Raw genomic sequence first — 16,736 nt, 5'->3', positions numbered from 1 at the left:
GTCTTCTGAGCCGCGCTCGCGTAAACTTGTGCCCTTCTCGCAGCCCGCCAGGCTGCAATCAACATTTTTCAAAGGTGCCCGCCATGCCTTGGCTGCAAGTACGTCTCGCCATCAGCCCAGAACAAGCCGAAACCTATGAAGACGCTTTCCTTGAAGTGGGCGCCGTGTCGGTGACCTTCATGGACGCCGAAGATCAGCCGATCTTCGAGCCAGAACTCAACACCACGCCGCTGTGGTCCCACACGCACCTGCTGGCCCTGTTCGAAGGTGGCACCGAGCCAGGCCCGGTACTGGCCCATCTGGAGCTGCTGACCGGCAGCCCGCTGCCCGAGCACCACAGCGAAGTGATCGAAGATCAGGACTGGGAACGCAGCTGGATGGACGGTTTCCAGCCAATGCGTTTCGGCCAGCGCCTGTGGATCGTGCCGAGCTGGCACGCCGCGCCGGAACCGGATGCCGTGAATTTGCTGCTGGACCCGGGCCTGGCGTTTGGCACCGGCACCCACCCGACCACCGCGCTGTGCCTGGAATGGCTCGACGGTCAGGATCTGAAAGGCTGCAACGTGCTGGACTTCGGTTGCGGTTCGGGGATTCTGGCGATTGCCGCGCTGTTGCTCGGCGCCAGAGAGGCCGTGGGCACCGATATCGACGTGCAGGCACTGGAAGCCTCACGCGACAATGCCGGACGCAACAACATTGCCGATGAGCTCTTCCCGCTGTATCTGCCGCAAGACTTGCCACAGGTTCAGGCTGACGTGCTGGTGGCCAACATTCTCGCCGGCCCGCTGGTCTCCCTGGCGCCGCAGTTGTCCGGCCTGGTCAAGTCCGGCGGTCGCCTGGCGCTGTCGGGCATCCTCGCCGAACAGGGCGACGAAGTCGCAGCCGCCTACGCCAAGGACTTCGATCTGGACCCGATCGCCAATCGCGATGGCTGGGTGCGCATCACTGGCCGTCGGCGCTAGAATGGCCGTCTGCATAATCCGGATCGCCGCATGACCGATAGCTTCGTCACTCAGTGCCCGCATTGCCAAACCAGCTTCCGCGTCAGCCATGCCCAGTTGAGCGTGGCGCGTGGTGTGGTTCGCTGTGGCTCCTGCCTGCAGGTGTTCAATGCCGCCAGGCAGCTGCTTGAGCAGGCCGGCAAGGAACCACCGGCAGCGAAGCCGCTCCCGCCTGAGCAGCCTGAGCAGCCTGAGCAGCCTGCGCAGCCCCTCGAAGCAGCGCCGCCGCGCGCCATCAGCCAAAAGCAATGGAGCGCCACCGAGCTGGACCTGGACAGTCTCGACCTCGACGAAGAACTCGCCCGGCTCGAACAGAGGGAGATCCAGCCGACCACCGAGCTCGGCCGCCATCGCGACGACTCGCTGAGCGCCCGTCGTGACAGCACCGGGCAGGATGACGAGGAGCCGTGGTCCGACAGCCTGTTCAGTGAGTCGGCGGCCGATCGTGCGCAACTCGACGAACCACTCGACAGCCTTGAATCGCCAGAGCCGACGGTCGAACCGAGAAAAGCCTCGCGCACCGAACCTTCGCTGTCCCTGGAACCGGTTGATCTCGACGACGAGCAGCAACCACCCCAGCTGCGCCTGAACGACCCGCTCGATGCGCCGCTGAGCCACGAACGCCTGTCGGCCGCCGACGAGAACGAAATCGACGACGACCTGCCCTCGATCGAACCGCTGCGCAAGCGGCGTGAACGCAGCGAGCCGGGCGTGCGTGCCGAAGTGCTGCAAGATCTGACCGACGACCCGCTGCAACTGGACTGGCAAAAACGCCGCTCGCCCTGGGGCCGACGGCTGTTGTGGTTGCTGCTGGTGCTGATTGCCGCTGGCGCCCTCGCCGGCCAGTACATCGCCTACCATTTCGACGAACTGGCGCGACAGGATCAATATCGCCCGTGGTTCCAGCAACTGTGCCCGCAAATCGGCTGCACCGTGCCCTCCAAGGTCGACATAGCGAAAATCAAGAGCAGCAACCTGGTGGTGCGCAGCCATCCCGAGTTCAATGGCGCCCTGGTGGTCGATGCGATCATCTATAACCGCGCGCCCTTCTCCCAGCCCTTCCCGCTGCTGGAACTGCGCTTCGCCGATCTCAATGGCCACCTGATCGCCAGTCGCCGCTTCAAACCCGGCGAGTACCTCAATGGCGATCTCGAAGGCATGGCGGAAATGCCTCCGCAAACGCCGATCCACATCGCCCTGGACATTCTCGACCCCGGCGCCAAGGCCGTGAACTACAGTCTGAGCTTCCACTCTCCGGAGTGAAACGCTCCATCGCTCCCCGATTGACGTCGGCTTTCTGAATCCACCCGGCAAACCAAACCACGAGTAATAACAGAATAACTGTTCAGAATTTGTTCAATTCAGCCTTTATCCAGTCATCGAGAGCGGGTATCATGCCAACCCTTTTTCGAACTCCCATGATCCGGCCCCACAACAGGGAAGTCCTATGTCGGCGGTACGCATCGGTCCATACACATTACATAACAGCTTGATTCTCGCCCCCATGGCGGGCGTCACCGACCAGCCCTTTCGTCAGCTGTGCAAGCGCTTGGGCGCGGGACTAGTGGTCTCGGAAATGGTCACCAGCGACATGAGTTTGTGGAACACCCGCAAGTCGCGCATGCGCATGATCCACAAAGGTGATCCCGAGCCACGCTCGGTACAGATCGCCGGTGGGGACGCGCAGATGCTGGCGGACGCCGCCCGTGCCAACGTTGAAATGGGCGCGCAGATTATTGATATCAACATGGGCTGTCCGGCAAAAAAAGTCTGCAACAAGGCTGCCGGTTCCGCACTGTTGAAGGATGAATCCCTGGTAACCGAGATCCTGCAGGCCGTCGTGGCTGCGGTCGATGTGCCGGTTACCCTGAAGATCCGGACCGGTTGGGACCGGGACAACAAGAATGGCCTGACGGTGGCAAAGATCGCCGAGCAGGCAGGCATTACGGCGCTGGCAGTGCATGGCCGCACCCGTGCCGACCTGTACACAGGTGTTGCCGAGTACGACACCATTGCCGCGATCAAGCAGGCGGTGTCGATTCCGGTCTTCGCCAACGGCGATATCGATTCGCCGGAAAAAGCCCGGTACGTGCTCGACGCGACCGGTGCCGATGGTTTGTTGATTGGCCGGGCTGCCCAGGGGCGGCCATGGATTTTTCGCGAGATCGACCATTTCCTGCGTACCGGCGAGAAGCTCCCGGCGCTGGAACTGATCGAGGTGGAACGCATTCTGCTAGAGCATCTGGCCGCCCTGCACGCCTTCTATGGCGATGTCATGGGTGTGCGCATTGCTCGAAAGCATGTGGGCTGGTATCTCGCAACCCTGCCGGGCGCCAGGGAGTTTCGCGCCCACTTCAATCGTTTGGATGGTACGGATACACAATGCGCCAACGTTCGGGCGTTTTTCTCCGAGCGTTACAAGAGCCTGACAGGGGACGGAGAGTGGGTGGCCGCATGACGATGATGACCGAGACTTTAGTGAGTGGAACAACACCCGTGAGCGACAACGTAAATTTGAAACAGCACCTCAATACGCCAAGCGAAGAAGGCCAGACCCTTCGCGGGAGTGTCGAGAAGGCGCTGCACAATTATTTCGCCCACCTTGAGGGCGCTGCCGTCACGGATGTGTACAACCTGGTGCTCTCCGAAGTCGAGGCTCCCCTGCTCGAGTGCGTGATGAATTACGTCAAGGGCAACCAGACCAAGGCCAGCGAGATGCTCGGACTGAACCGAGGCACGCTGCGCAAGAAACTCAAGCAGTACGATTTGCTGTAAGCATTCAATCAAACCAGAAAGGCGCCCGCGTAAACCGGTCGCCTTTTTTGCTGACTTCCTTTGCTTTTGATGGAAATTGAGATGACCGACCAGACTACCCGCCTGCCGATCCGCCGCGCCTTGATCAGCGTTTCCGACAAGACCGGGATCCTCGAATTCGCCAAGGAGCTTGAAGCCCTGGGCGTCGAGATCCTCTCCACCGGCGGGACGTTCAAGCTGCTGCAGGACAACGGCGTTGCCGCAGTGGAAGTCGCTGATTACACCGGCTTTGCCGAAATGATGGACGGTCGGGTGAAGACCCTGCACCCGAAAATCCACGGCGGGATCCTCGGTCGTCGCGGTATCGACGACGCCATCATGAACGAGCACGGCATCAAGCCGATCGATCTGGTTGCGGTCAACCTGTACCCGTTCGAAGCCACCATCAACAAGCCAGGTTGCGACCTGCCGACCGCCATCGAAAACATCGACATCGGCGGCCCGACCATGGTCCGTTCCGCTGCCAAGAACCACAAGGATGTGGCCATCGTGGTCAACGCCAGCGATTACGCCCGCGTCCTGGAAAACCTCAAGGCCGGCGGCCTGACCTACGCTCAGCGTTTCGACCTGATGCTCAAGGCCTTCGAGCACACCGCCGCCTATGACGGCATGATCGCCAACTACATGGGCACCGTGAACCAGGCTGCTGACACCCTCAGCACAGAAGGTCGCAGCGAGTTCCCGCGCACCTTCAACAGCCAGTTCATCAAGGCCCAGGAAATGCGCTACGGCGAGAACCCGCACCAGAGCGCGGCGTTCTACGTGGAGGCCAAGCCTGCCGAAGTCGGCATCGCCACCGCGACCCAACTACAAGGCAAGGAACTGTCGTACAACAACGTGGCCGACACCGATGCCGCGCTGGAGTGCGTGAAGAGCTTCGTCAAGCCGGCTTGCGTGATCGTCAAGCACGCCAACCCGTGCGGCGTGGCTGTCAGCCCTGATGCCGAAGGCGGCATCCGCAAGGCCTACGACCTGGCCTACGCCACCGACACCGAATCCGCCTTCGGCGGCATCATCGCCTTCAACCGCGAACTGGACGCCGAGACCGCCAAGGCCATCGTCGAACGTCAGTTCGTCGAAGTGATCATCGCTCCATCGGTCAGCGAAGAAGCCCGCGCCATCGTCGCCGCCAAAGCCAACGTACGCCTGCTGGCCTGCGGCGAGTGGTCGGCTGACCGCGCGGCGGCCTGGGACTACAAGCGCGTCAACGGAGGCCTGCTGGTACAGAGCCGCGACATCGGCATGATCGGCGCCGACGACCTGAAAGTGGTCACCAAGCGCGCACCGTCCGAACAGGAAATCAACGACCTGATCTTCGCCTGGAAAGTCGCCAAGTACGTGAAGTCCAATGCCATCGTCTACGCCAAGAACCGCCAGACCATCGGTGTCGGCGCCGGCCAGATGAGCCGCGTGAACTCGGCACGTATCGCCGCGATCAAGGCCGAACATGCTGGCTTGCAGGTAGCCGGTTCGGTGATGGCTTCCGACGCTTTCTTCCCGTTCCGCGACGGTCTGGACAATGCGGCCAAGGCGGGCGTGACTGCCGTGATCCAACCAGGCGGCTCAATGCGTGATGCTGAAGTGATTGCTGCTGCCGACGAAGCCGGCATCGCGATGGTGTTCACTGGCATGCGCCACTTCCGTCACTGACAGCACAGCATTCCCCCTGTAGGAGCGAGCTTGCTCGCGAAGAACGACTAGACGCCACAGTGTTTCAGACACCCCGCGTTATCGTTAACCACCATCGCGAGCAAGCTCGCTCCTACAGTTCCCAGATTTGCGTCATCCGAGGTTTTTGAAATGAATGTTTTGATCATTGGCAGCGGTGGCCGTGAACACGCCCTGGCCTGGAAAGTGGCTCAGGATCCGCGCGTGCAGAAGGTGTTCGTGGCTCCGGGCAACGCCGGTACCGCCATCGAAGCCAAGTGCGAGAACGTCGCCATTGATGTACTGGCGCTTGAGCAACTGGCAGACTTTGCCGAGAAAAACGTTTCCCTGACCATCGTTGGCCCTGAAGTGCCGCTGGTTGCCGGTGTTGTGGATCTGTTCCGCAGCCGCGGCCTCGATTGCTTCGGTCCGACCGCCGGCGCTGCACAGCTGGAAGGTTCGAAAGCCTTCACCAAGGACTTCCTGGCTCGCCACAAGATCCCGACTGCCGACTACCAGAACTTCACCGAAATCGAGCCAGCCCTGGCCTACCTGCGTGAAAAAGGCGCTCCGATCGTGATCAAGGCCGACGGCCTGGCCGCCGGCAAAGGCGTGATCGTCGCCATGACCCTGGCTGAAGCCGAAGACGCCGTGCGCGACATGCTGGCGGGCAATGCCTTTGGCGATGCGGGTTCGCGCGTGGTCATCGAAGAATTCCTGGACGGCGAAGAAGCCAGCTTCATCGTCATGGTCGACGGCAAGAACGTGCTGCCGATGGCCACCAGCCAGGACCACAAACGCGTCGGTGACGGCGACACCGGTCCAAACACCGGTGGCATGGGGGCTTACTCCCCGGCACCAGTGGTCACCGCCGACGTGCACAAGCGCGTCATGGACCTGGTGATCTGGCCGACCGTGCGCGGCATGGCCGAGGAAGGCAATGTCTACACTGGCTTCCTGTACGCCGGCCTGATGATCGACAAGGCTGGTAACCCAAAAGTCATCGAATTCAACTGCCGTTTCGGCGACCCTGAGACCCAGCCGGTGATGCTGCGCTTGCAGTCGAGCCTGGTGCTGTTGGTCGAAGCGGCTCTGGCGCAGGCGCTGGACAAGGTCGAAGCGCAATGGGATCCACGTCCGAGCGTCGGTATCGTGCTGGCCGCAGGCGGCTATCCTGGTGACTACGCCAAAGGTGTGGCCATCAACGGCCTGGATGCAGCAGCTGCACTGGAAGGCAAAGTCTTCCACGCCGGTACTGCGCTCAAGGACGGTCAAGTCGTAACGGCCGGTGGTCGAGTGCTTTGTGCCACGGCCATGGGCGCCAGCGTCGACGCTGCACAGCAGCAGGCTTACAAACTGGCGGCGTCGATTGACTGGGAAGGCTATTTCTATCGCAAGGACATTGGCTACCGTGCCATTGCCCGCGAGCGTGGCGAAAATCAGGAATAAGGTAAACACCGCGCCAGGCAATGAACACGGTTTATTGCCTGGCTGTTCCGGCGTCGCGCATCGTTATATTCTGGCATCAACCTAACGAAGGGATTTCGCCGTGCGCTGGCTCAGGATTGCCATAAGCTTGACCGTCACTTTGCTGACCTTGCTCTGCATGCTACCGGCCCAGGCCACGCAAGGCAGTGGCTGGGCGGTATTGCTCGACGAACAGGGCGACTTGCAACTGAGCGACATCCGTTCCGCACGCTATACCAATCAATTCAGCCCTATCGAACTCGACCGCATTACCGCGGCCGAACCCGATGGCGCGTTATGGTTGCGATTCAGGCTTGCGCCGGGTAACCACGAACAGTTGCTGCGAGTGTTCGCGCCTGACCTGCGCCAGTTCAACATGTACGTGCTGGACGGCGACAAGCTGATCGATCAATCCAGCACGGGCAACGAACAGCCGCAATCCGAGCGACCATTGCCCAGCAGCGACTTCATGCTGGCCCTGCCGCAAAGCGACACCCCCCTCGACGTTTACCTGCGACTGACCTCCGACCACCAGTTACGCCCCTATATCACCCTGCAATCGGCGATCCTCGCGGCTGCCAACCAGAACCAGACGCTGATCTATGGCCTGCTTTTCGGTTGCATCGCCATGTTGATCCTGCACAATCTCATCCGCTACACCTACACCCGCTCGCACAGCGCCCTCTGGTTGGCGACGTGCGAAGGGTTGTTGATGCTCAGCCTGCTGCTGTTGCTGAACCTCGCTGGTCCCTGGCTGCCGGACTGGCATGCACTGCAAACGCCGGGGGCTTACCTGGCATTGTTAATGACGGCGCCCTGCGGTCTGATGCTTGCCTATCGCTTCTTCTCCCCGCTCGGGCCGCACCCGCTGAACCGGTTGCTGCTCGGAGAGATCCTGCTCATCACCATCTGCGGCCTGATGCTGCTGTTCGTCAATACCTTGCCGCTGAACTTCATTACCTACGGCCTGGTAGCCTTGGCAGGCCTGACCATGCTGTTCATCAGCGTCTATCACTGGCAAAAAGGTTATCGCCCGGCTCGCCTCTTCGTGGTGGCCATGGTGGTGTTCAACCTCGGGACACTGATCATCCTGCCCGCCCTGTTGGGGCTGACCCTGATCGAGCCCCATGGCCTGCTCACCACCTTGCTGGTGTTCATCTGCATCAGCGGCCTGCTGATGAGCATTGCATTGAGCGAGCGCCAGCGCCGCATCACCGAAGACCGTTTCAGCATCAGCCGTGACCTGGCGGCCAGCAACGCCGAGATCAACGCCAAGGCCGAGTTCCTGGCGAAAATCAGCCATGAGATCCGCACACCGATGAACGGCGTCCTCGGTATGACCGAGCTGCTGCTGGGCACGCCGCTTTCGGTCAAGCAACGCGACTATGTGCAGACGATCCACAGCGCCGGCAACGAGCTGCTGACACTGATCAACGAAATTCTCGACATTTCAAAACTCGAGTCCGGGCAGATCGAGCTGGACGATGTGCAGTTCGACCTCAACGCGCTGATCGAAGACTGCCTGAGCATCTTCCGCGCCAAGGCCGAGCAGCAAAACGTCGAGTTGATCAGCTTCATCCAGCCGCAAGTGCCGCGGGTGATCAGCGGTGACCCGACACGCTTGCGCCAGACCCTGTTGAGCCTGCTGGAAAACGCCCTGAAAAAAACCGATGAAGGCGAAATCCTGATCGTCGTGGCGCTCGACGAGCGCAACAACAAACCACGCCTGCGTATTGCCGTGCAGGACAGCGGCGAGCCCATGGACGCCGAAGAACGAGACGCCCTGATGCACGCCGAACTGCACAGCCGGCATTTCCTTTCGGCCACCCATCCGGGCGGCAACCTGGGGCTGGTGATTGCCCGCCAGCTGATCCGCTTGATGCAAGGGGAGTTCGGGATCAAGAGCGGCAGCAACCAGGGCAGCACGCTGTGGCTGACCCTGCCGCTGGACCCGGATCGCCTCGAACACCCGACCTCCGACCTCGACGGCCCTCTGCAAGGTGCGCGGGTATTGGTGGTGGACGACAATGACACCTGTCGCAAGGTACTGGTGCAGCAATGCAGCGCCTGGGGCCTGAACGTCAGCGCTGCGCCTTCCGGCAAGGAAGCGCTTGCACTGCTGCGCACCAAGGCTCATTTGCGTGATTACTTCGATGTGGTCCTGCTGGACCAGAACATGCCCGGCATGACCGGCATGCAACTGGCGGCCAAGATCAAGGAAGACCCGAGCCTGAACCACGACATCCTGCTGATCATGCTCACCGGCATCAGCAACGCACCGAGCAAGATCATTGCGCGCAATTCCGGGATCAAGCGCATCCTCGCCAAACCGGTAGCCGGCTACACCCTCAAGACCACTCTGGCCGACGAACTGACCCAACGCAACAAAGGTCTCGTCGCTACCCAGCCCGTGCCAAGCGGCCAGGTCCTGCCGGTCAAGGTCCCCTGCGACTTCCGCATTCTGGTGGCCGAAGACAACAGCATCTCGACCAAGGTGATCCGCGGCATGCTGAGCAAGCTCAACCTGCAACCGGATACTGCCTGCAACGGCGAAGAAGCCTTGCAAGCGATGAAAGCCCAGCGTTACGACCTGGTGCTGATGGACTGCGAAATGCCGATCCTCGACGGCTTCTCGGCCACCCAGCAATTGCGTGCCTGGGAAGTCAGCAACCAGCGGGGCCGAACCCCCGTGGTGGCATTGACCGCCCATATCCTGGCCGAACACAAAGAACGTGCGCGGCAGGCCGGCATGGACGGGCACATGGCCAAACCGGTGGAACTGTCGCAGCTGCGCGAACTGATCGAGCACTGGGTCGCCCAGCGTGACCAGCAGAATCGCGCAACGACCCAAACGTCCTGAGCCGACAGACTGCGCAACCCCTGATAGACTCCCCCTCGACTTCCCTCGCCAGTGAGCCCGGCACCATGCTCCATGTGTTGTTCAGCGTTTACCTGAAGATGCTGGTGCTCTACAGCCCATTCTTCGTGTTGTCCTGCTTCATCAGCCTTACCCGTGGTTATTCGCGCAAGGAACAGCGTCGACTGGCCTGGAAAGTAGCGGTCGCCACCCTGGTCTCCAGTGTTCTGCTGTACTTGTTCGGCCGAGTGATTTTCAGTGTTTTCGGCATCACCGTGGACGCATTCCGCATCGGCGCAGGCAGTGTCCTGTTCATCTCGGCACTAGGGATGGCACAAGGCAAATCGGCGGTACAGACCGACAACGTGCAGCAGGATGTGACCATTGTCCCGCTGACCATTCCGCTGACGGTCGGCCCCGGCACCATCGGTGCCTTACTCGTGATGGGCGTGAGCCAGCCGCACTGGGACGACAAACTCACCGCCATTGTCAGCATTGCCCTTGCCAGCTTCACCGTGGGGGTGGTGCTTTATCTGTCCAGCCGCATCGAACGCATTCTCGGCGATCAGGGCTTGCAGATAGTCAGCCGGTTGATGGGATTGTTTGTGTGCGCGCTGGCGGCGCAGATCATCTTCACCGGAGTCAAGGGTTACCTGGTGCCTTGAAGCGACGGCTTGTCCAACCCCGAAAACAAGGCCCTGTGCATCAATCACAGGGCCTTGCCTTTTTATTGTGTGTAAAGCCTTTCAGTCAGGACTGGAGTTTGCGCACGAACACCTTGTTCGAATAAGCTTCGATTTTTTCGTGGACCCGTTTACGGTAGTTTTCAAACACCCGTCGGTTGAACACAAACACCCCGCCATTGGGAATGATCGCCAGCTCTCGATTGAACTCGCTCCACAGGAAAAAGTCGCGTTCAATCACGGTCGCGCTGTAGCGCAAGCCAAGCAGGCAGACGACCACTTCACCCGAGGCGAGCCGCTCGCAAGGCGCGCACTTGAGGATGCCCGAGCCGCCATTGGCGACATTGCCGCGAAAGAAGTACCAGGCAAACTCATCCAGCCGCAACGCCTGATAGGTGTCCTCGAGGAGCTGGCCCAAGCTCTCCACGCCCAAGCGGCCAATCACGCTATAACTGGCGCTGAGCAATTGTCGGACACTCGTGACAAGGATCGGCTCGGCCGGAACGATGGTCTTGAGCGTGTATCCCGCCTTGAGCAATCGCCCTTGAAAATAGTCGAACCAGACCTTCCTCGACACCTGGCCCGGGTATTTCTCATTGGCCGCCAGTTCCGCGTACAACAGGCAGTCCTGTATATCCTCCTGGTCTTGCGAACTTACCCTCTGGGTAAAGGACAACAGGCAACCACCCACTACGACAGCATTAACAGACGCAGGCATATTTACCCCCTTACAGCCAGTACTTTAATCGATTACATCGATCAAAGCCTGCCCGCCTTATTGACCTGCCACCTGTTTGAAAAGACCATCGGCAAATTGATCGATATAGGCATGCAGTTTGTCTTTCATTCGCTTGAATGCTCGTCGATTGAACTTGCGCACACCGGCCCCCTGGAAAATCTGCAACCCTTGGGTCTTGTAAGTCACGAATAAAAAGTTGCCGTTGTATTCCTTGTCCACCAAGTCAAGGCCGCCCATCAACATGGACATGCCACCGCCTGGCGTCGCAATGAAGGGCACAGCCTTGAAACTGATGACCTCGTTTTTCTTGCTGCCGGCATCGACAATCTTCAGTGCCTCCTTATCGCCTTTAAGCTTGCTGAAACCCGACGCCACCAAGTTCAGGACGCTGCTCGTACCTCTGGAAATGACGGTCTCCAGTACCTGCAACACCGCCTCATTCATCGTGATGGTGAGCTGTTTGCTGACGTATTTCTTGTAGGTGAGGCTTTCCGTCACCCAACCTACCGCCATCAATGCCTCGTTGTACTTATGGTACCGCTCTTCGTTGCTGGTTCCCTTGGGCAGGCGCCGGACCACCGCCTCAGCAAACTGCTGGCAGTCCAGCGCATCCTGCATGTCTTCCTCCGAAAGCGCCTGGTCGAACACCACCAGCGAGGGCCCTACTACCGAAGTCCCAACACCTTGCGCCGGCGAATCACTCGATGCTGCGCTCAGGATCGAGGTGGAACGCTTGGTCCGCCCCCGTGGTGCGACGTTTTTCAGTTCTGCCGCAATGCCTTCGAAATACTTATCCTGCATGGCATCATCAAATGCGACTTGAGCCACTGAGTAATCTTTTACATCGACCATTTAAATCTCCATTTAATCAATAAGCCGCCTCATGCGACCTGCTGAAACTAAAGCGCAGAGTTGAATCGGTCAAAGTAAAAACACTCAGAACTTATTTCAGGAACTATTAGAAAATAAAAAGGCCCGCGACAACTTTCGTCAATCGCAGGCCCTATCGTTAGTTGTTGCCTTGAACATCAGCGACCTTCGAGCAAAGCCGCTTTCACTCAGGTGACTGGCTTGCTTGGGTACCAGCGCGGCGTGTAAACCCAATCACCGCCGCCGACCCGCGGAAAAACACAGGTCAAGGATGAGCCGATCAATACCATCGTGCGCATATCGACCTGGTCGGGGGTCAATTGGCCGAGGGTCGTAACGCGCAGTGTCTGACCCGGCCGGCCAATGTCCCGCCCCAACACGACAGGTGTTTGTGGCACCCGGTGCCGGGCGACGATGTCCAGGGCCTGGCCCAACTGCCATGGCCGCGAACGCGAGATCGGGTTGTAAAAGGCCAGGGCCAGGTCGGCTTGCGCGGCCAGGTCCAGGCGTTTCTCAATGATTGCCCATGGCTTGAGGTTATCCGACAGCGACAGCACGCAGAAGTCATGCCCCAGCGGCGCACCCGCCTGGGCGGCTGTCGCCAGCGAGGCGGAAACCCCCGGCAAAATCTCGAGATCGACGTTGTGCCAATGGACGTCGGTGGATTCGTGCAGCGCTTCCAACACCGCCGCGGCCATGGCGAAAACCCCCGGATCCCCTGAAGAAACCACCACCACCGAACGCCCTTGGGCCGCCAGTTCGAAAGCGTGACGGGCGCGCTGCATCTCTTCACGGTTGTCGGTGCAATGCAGCACCTGGTCGGCGCGAAACGGCCCGGCCATGCGTACATAGGTTTCGTAGCCCAATACATCGTTGGCGCGTGCCAGTTCAGCCTTCACTGCCGGCACCATCAGTTCAGCAGCACCTGGCCCGAGGCCGATCACCGCCAGCCGTCCACGCGGGCGGCCGATTTGCAATGGGGCCAGCGGCTGCTCTGCCACCGCAATGGCAACGGTGTCGCTACCAAGCATGGAAAGTGGCTGGCCTATGGCAGTACGCAGACGTTCGCCAAGCGCCTTCTCAGCGCCGGCAAAACGCAACGGCACGCCCAATTCAAGCGCTGCCTCACGCAACGCCGGACTGGCCATTTCCGTATCGGCGGCCAACAGACAGGCCAGCGACTGCACGGCGATTTTTCCCTGATGCAATGCCTCGCGCACCGCCGCCGCGACATTCACCAGGCCAGTATCCACAGCGACCGCCACATTGCGCGGGTAGATCAACAGTTCGTTGGCAGCAGGTGCCCGCTCGACATGACTGACATGCACCGCCAATCGGGCCTGCGCATTTTCGGGCAACTGCGCCCGCGCCAGCCAAGGGGCCTCACCCTCAATTCGCACCGCTTCCCCGGCGAGCAAATCGGAGACAAAACGCTTGCCCAGTTCCAGATCGCCCAGGGCATAGCCGCTGGGCGGGTTGAGCAGGCACGTGCCGAAACGCAACTCACCGCTGGTGGTGATCGCCGCAGAAACTTCCAGTGCGACGGCAATTTCCCGCGCCATCACATTCACCCCGCCGAGACCACCCAGCAGTGGAACCACGGCGCTGCCGTCTTCGGCCACCGCCAATACCGGTGGCTCGGCGCCTTTTTCCAGCAACAAGGGCGCCAGCGTGCGGATCACGATCCCGGCCGCGCACAGGGCAATGATCGGCGTGCCCTGTTGATAGAGCTCGCGCAGGGTCGCACCGAATTCGTGATAGACCCGATCCGCGCCTTCGACCCGTTCGGCCAGGCCATGGATCAGGGCTTCGGGGTACACCTGCTGAATGCTGCGCGCGGTTGCGAGGCTGCCATTGCCGAGAATGACAATCGCCGGAACTGGACGAGTCATCAGCCTTGCCACCTTTCACCGGGAACGATGATCAACGAGAAGTACGGTGAAGACATCGGCTCGACCTGATCCAGCGGCACGATCTTCTGATTGGCCATGGTCGCGCGCTCGACGTACAGCGCACGCTCGGCCAGGCCGAGTTCTTCCAGCACCTGGCGGACTTTGGGAAAGTTGCGCCCCAGTTTCATGATCACCGCCGCATCGGCATCGGCCAGGCGACGCTTGAGTTCGTCGTGCGGCAACACACCGGACAACACCGACAGACTCTGATTGCGATACACCAGCGGTGCACCGAGCACCGAGGCGCCGCCGAGCATCGAGCACACACCGGGCACGACTTCAGCCTGATAACGTTCGGCGAGCCGGTCGTGCAGGTACATGTAGGAGCCGTAGAAGAACGGATCACCCTCGCAGATCACCGCCACATCACGGCCTGCGTCGAGATGCGTGGCCAGTTCTTCGGCAGCGTCATCGTAGAAGTCGCTGATCACTTGTTCGTAGGACAGCGGCGCCGGCAAGGCTTCGGTGGTCACCGGGTACACCAGTGGCAACAGATTCTGTGCGTCTTGCAGGTGGGCTTCGATGATGCCGAAGGCGTTGCCCTTCTTGCCCTTGGCGACGAAGTACGCCACTACAGGCGACTCGCGCAGCAACCGTAGCGCCTTGACGGTAATCAGTTCCGGATCACCGGGGCCGACGCCGAGGCCGATCAAACGTCCAGGTTGCTGCATCATTCGATCTCCGTGGCGAGGGCATTGACGGCGGCGGCGGCCATGGCGCTACCGCCCAGGCGACCTTGCATGATGACAAAAGGCACGCCACGGCTGTCGGCCGCCAGCGCCGCCTTGGATTCGGCGGCGCCGACGAAGCCCACTGGAAAACCGAGGATCAGCGCCGGTTTCGGTGCACCGGCGTCGAGCATTTCCAGCAAATAGAACAGGGCCGTCGGTGCGTTGCCGATGACCACCACGCTGCCTTCCAGATGCGGACGCCACAACTCCAGCGCAGCGGCTGAGCGGGTATTGCCCAATTCACGGGCAAGCTCTGGAACGCTCTCATCGCGCAAGGTGCAGATCACCGCATTGTTCGCCGGCAGGCGCGCGCGGGTCACGCCTTCGGAGACCATCCGCGCATCGCACAAAATCGGCGCGCCGGCCGCCAGTGCATCGCGCCCCGCCTTGCCCGCGCCTTCGGAAAACTGCAAACCGTCGATGGCATCGACCATGCCGCAGGCGTGAATCACACGGACCGCGAGTTTCTCCAGATCAGCCGGGATTCGGTCGAGGTTGGCCTCGGTGCGAATGATCGCGAAGGAGTTGCGATAGATCTCCTGACCGTCGCGGATGTAATCAAGCATCGATGGGGCTCCGTGAGCGGGCGTCGAGCAAGGCCGCGACCGCTTCAATAGTAAGGTTGCGTGCGTGCAGCGCGCCGAAACCCGGCTGCGCTGCATCGCGTAAATAGAGATCGTAGTGACCGGGGGCCACGGCCAGCAAGGTGACGGGCGCCGTATGCGCGGCGGCGCAGGAACGCGGGCAACCGCTCAAATGTACGTTCGACGCTTGTCCGTGACGCTGCAGCAATTCGGCCAATTTCAGGGCATCACCCTTGGTCTCGGCCAACCCCTTGGCGCAACCGTTGGAACCGGTGCAGGCGATCAACCGGGACAATGGCTGATCGGCTTCGCACTGCAAGCCCAGACATTTCAATTGCCGAATGACCTCGGCGGCGTTTTTCGCGTGGACATTAGGCAGCAGCAGGCTTTGCCAGGGTGTGAAGCGCAGACTGCAATCACCGAACTCGCGTGCCAGTTGCGCCACACCCCGCAGCATCGTCGGATCGAGCCGACCCAGCGGCGGGACAGCCCCCACATAGACAACACCCGGCTCGGCCTGGGGATGGGCGCCCAAGTGCACATCACTGGAACCCGAAACCCGCTGCCAACCGACAACCGCTTGCATCGATACACGCTCAGCCAACCGAAGTAGAACGTCCTCGACCGAATACCCGACCAGCAAATGACGCATCCGCGTCTGCTCGGGGCGCGCCAGTTCCAGGAACAACTCAAGGACCGCGACCACCAGAGAGTACCCGTCAGCCAGCGCAACCGAACCGGCGGGGCTGTCCGTCGGGCATCCCGTCAGACCGAACGCCAGCCGTCGCTCGCCATCTTGTTCAAACGCCGAGAGCCACAGGTCATGGGGATGTTCGAGCATCGCCAGGTCTTCGCCGCCATCGAGTTGCACGGCGAACTTGGCACTGAGGTCGTGGAACACTTCGTGGCCTTGCAGTGTGGCGAGGATCTGCGCTGCCAGCGGGCGAGTGTCGAACAGCATGCGCAGGTCGATCCCGGCGCCGGGGCTGAGCATCAGGTTACGCACATCGTCGCCGGCCGCGTTTTGCGGCCCCAGATCGGCGGCCAGCAAGCTGTCGATCAACGCCGTTTGCTCGCTACCAATGCCGCGGATCTGCAGGTTGGCCCGGTTGGTCGCCTCGATCGCCCCGCTGGCGTACCGCTCCGCCGCAGACGCCACGGCCTCGGCCTGGACGCTGCTGATCGAACCGCCGTTCAACTTGATCCGGCAGATACCGCCATCCAGTGCCGGGACAATACGCAGTAACCCCGGGCAAGCCGAGGGGCGTAAGGCAGCGGACAGCGGACGTTGGTTCAAGGCGGACCCGTTCAGGTGGCGAGGCGATTCACGGCGAAAGTGCGCGGTATTATGCCTGCTTTACTTCGCCGCATGAAAAGACTCCGGTCGGGAA

14 protein-coding genes are annotated in these 16,736 nt (G+C 60.9%); 8 read left to right on the top strand and 6 right to left on the bottom strand.

The window, feature by feature from the left end; genetic code table 11:
* The first annotated feature begins 83 nt into the window (after positions 1–83).
* The 8 genes from prmA to AC1DKH_RS24795 all read left to right on the top strand — a co-directional run bounded on the left by prmA (position 84) and on the right by AC1DKH_RS24795 (position 10,451).
* Complete coding sequence (prmA, locus tag AC1DKH_RS24830) at positions 84–962, top strand: 50S ribosomal protein L11 methyltransferase (RefSeq protein ID WP_477799602.1); 879 nt, start codon at positions 84–86, stop codon at positions 960–962.
* A gap of 30 nt (positions 963–992) precedes the next feature.
* On the top strand, positions 993–2,264 hold the full coding sequence (locus AC1DKH_RS24825; protein WP_477799601.1) for a DUF3426 domain-containing protein: 1,272 nt from the start codon (positions 993–995) through the stop codon (positions 2,262–2,264).
* A 184-nt stretch (positions 2,265–2,448) separates the two neighbouring features.
* Entirely contained in the window at positions 2,449–3,459 is a 1,011-nt protein-coding gene (dusB, locus tag AC1DKH_RS24820) for a tRNA dihydrouridine synthase DusB (RefSeq protein ID WP_477799600.1), read from the top strand.
* Entirely contained in the window at positions 3,456–3,776 is a 321-nt protein-coding gene (gene fis, locus AC1DKH_RS24815; protein ID WP_015093301.1) for a DNA-binding transcriptional regulator Fis, read from the top strand. Before dusB ends, fis begins: the two co-directional genes overlap by 4 nt.
* An 81-nt stretch (positions 3,777–3,857) precedes the next feature.
* Positions 3,858–5,465 carry a bifunctional phosphoribosylaminoimidazolecarboxamide formyltransferase/IMP cyclohydrolase gene (gene purH / locus AC1DKH_RS24810; RefSeq protein ID WP_477799599.1) on the top strand — a complete coding sequence of 536 codons (1,608 nt, stop codon included), beginning with the start codon at positions 3,858–3,860 and terminating at the stop codon, positions 5,463–5,465.
* 150 nt (positions 5,466–5,615) lie between these two features.
* Complete coding sequence (gene purD, locus AC1DKH_RS24805) at positions 5,616–6,911, top strand: phosphoribosylamine--glycine ligase (RefSeq protein WP_477799598.1); 1,296 nt, start codon at positions 5,616–5,618, stop codon at positions 6,909–6,911.
* 100 nt (positions 6,912–7,011) lie between these two features.
* Positions 7,012–9,789: a hybrid sensor histidine kinase/response regulator gene (locus AC1DKH_RS24800; protein WP_477799597.1), complete on the top strand. Its 2,778-nt coding sequence runs from the start codon at positions 7,012–7,014 to the stop codon at positions 9,787–9,789.
* Positions 9,790–9,854: 65 nt separating this feature from the next.
* On the top strand, positions 9,855–10,451 hold the full coding sequence (locus tag AC1DKH_RS24795) for a MarC family protein (protein ID WP_111284385.1): 597 nt from the start codon (positions 9,855–9,857) through the stop codon (positions 10,449–10,451).
* Between the two features lie 85 nt (positions 10,452–10,536).
* Here the strand turns inward: AC1DKH_RS24795 and AC1DKH_RS24790 are convergent, their stop codons facing one another.
* From AC1DKH_RS24790 to cobG, 6 genes are all read right to left on the bottom strand, one after another.
* A complete protein-coding gene (locus AC1DKH_RS24790; RefSeq protein WP_477799596.1) occupies positions 10,537–11,187 on the bottom strand; it encodes a hypothetical protein in 651 nt (216 codons plus the stop codon).
* A 57-nt stretch (positions 11,188–11,244) separates the two neighbouring features.
* Positions 11,245–12,060 carry a hypothetical protein gene (locus AC1DKH_RS24785; RefSeq protein WP_477799595.1) on the bottom strand — a complete coding sequence of 272 codons (816 nt, stop codon included), beginning with the start codon at positions 12,058–12,060 and terminating at the stop codon, positions 11,245–11,247.
* A 206-nt stretch (positions 12,061–12,266) separates the two neighbouring features.
* Positions 12,267–13,970: a precorrin-3B C(17)-methyltransferase gene (gene cobJ / locus AC1DKH_RS24780; protein WP_477799594.1), complete on the bottom strand. Its 1,704-nt coding sequence runs from the start codon at positions 13,968–13,970 to the stop codon at positions 12,267–12,269.
* Complete coding sequence (locus AC1DKH_RS24775; protein ID WP_477763710.1) at positions 13,970–14,701, bottom strand: precorrin-2 C(20)-methyltransferase; 732 nt, start codon at positions 14,699–14,701, stop codon at positions 13,970–13,972. The genes cobJ and AC1DKH_RS24775 overlap by 1 nt, the downstream gene beginning before the upstream one ends.
* A complete protein-coding gene (locus AC1DKH_RS24770) occupies positions 14,701–15,327 on the bottom strand; it encodes a precorrin-8X methylmutase (RefSeq protein WP_477753248.1) in 627 nt (208 codons plus the stop codon). The genes AC1DKH_RS24775 and AC1DKH_RS24770 overlap by 1 nt, the downstream gene beginning before the upstream one ends.
* Entirely contained in the window at positions 15,320–16,642 is a 1,323-nt protein-coding gene (gene cobG, locus AC1DKH_RS24765) for a precorrin-3B synthase (RefSeq protein WP_477799593.1), read from the bottom strand. The genes AC1DKH_RS24770 and cobG overlap by 8 nt, the downstream gene beginning before the upstream one ends.
* Positions 16,643–16,736: the final 94 nt, after the last annotated feature.

Source organism: Pseudomonas sp. 05L36 (assembly GCF_056398125.1).
This window is presented reverse-complemented; position numbering and strand designations above follow the sequence as displayed.

Coding starts and splice junctions, on each gene's coding strand:
- purD (WP_477799598.1), top strand. CDS start 5,616: ATGAATGTTTTGATCATTGGCAGCGGTGGCCGTGAACACGCCCTGGCC.
- AC1DKH_RS24785 (WP_477799595.1), bottom strand. CDS start 12,060: ATGGTCGATGTAAAAGATTACTCAGTGGCTCAAGTCGCATTTGATGAT.
- cobJ (WP_477799594.1), bottom strand. CDS start 13,970: ATGACTCGTCCAGTTCCGGCGATTGTCATTCTCGGCAATGGCAGCCTC.
- AC1DKH_RS24775 (WP_477763710.1), bottom strand. CDS start 14,701: ATGCAGCAACCTGGACGTTTGATCGGCCTCGGCGTCGGCCCCGGTGAT.
- prmA (WP_477799602.1), top strand. CDS start 84: ATGCCTTGGCTGCAAGTACGTCTCGCCATCAGCCCAGAACAAGCCGAA.
- AC1DKH_RS24770 (WP_477753248.1), bottom strand. CDS start 15,327: ATGCTTGATTACATCCGCGACGGTCAGGAGATCTATCGCAACTCCTTC.
- dusB (WP_477799600.1), top strand. CDS start 2,449: ATGTCGGCGGTACGCATCGGTCCATACACATTACATAACAGCTTGATT.
- AC1DKH_RS24790 (WP_477799596.1), bottom strand. CDS start 11,187: ATGCCTGCGTCTGTTAATGCTGTCGTAGTGGGTGGTTGCCTGTTGTCC.
- AC1DKH_RS24825 (WP_477799601.1), top strand. CDS start 993: ATGACCGATAGCTTCGTCACTCAGTGCCCGCATTGCCAAACCAGCTTC.
- purH (WP_477799599.1), top strand. CDS start 3,858: ATGACCGACCAGACTACCCGCCTGCCGATCCGCCGCGCCTTGATCAGC.
- AC1DKH_RS24795 (WP_111284385.1), top strand. CDS start 9,855: ATGCTCCATGTGTTGTTCAGCGTTTACCTGAAGATGCTGGTGCTCTAC.
- fis (WP_015093301.1), top strand. CDS start 3,456: ATGACGATGATGACCGAGACTTTAGTGAGTGGAACAACACCCGTGAGC.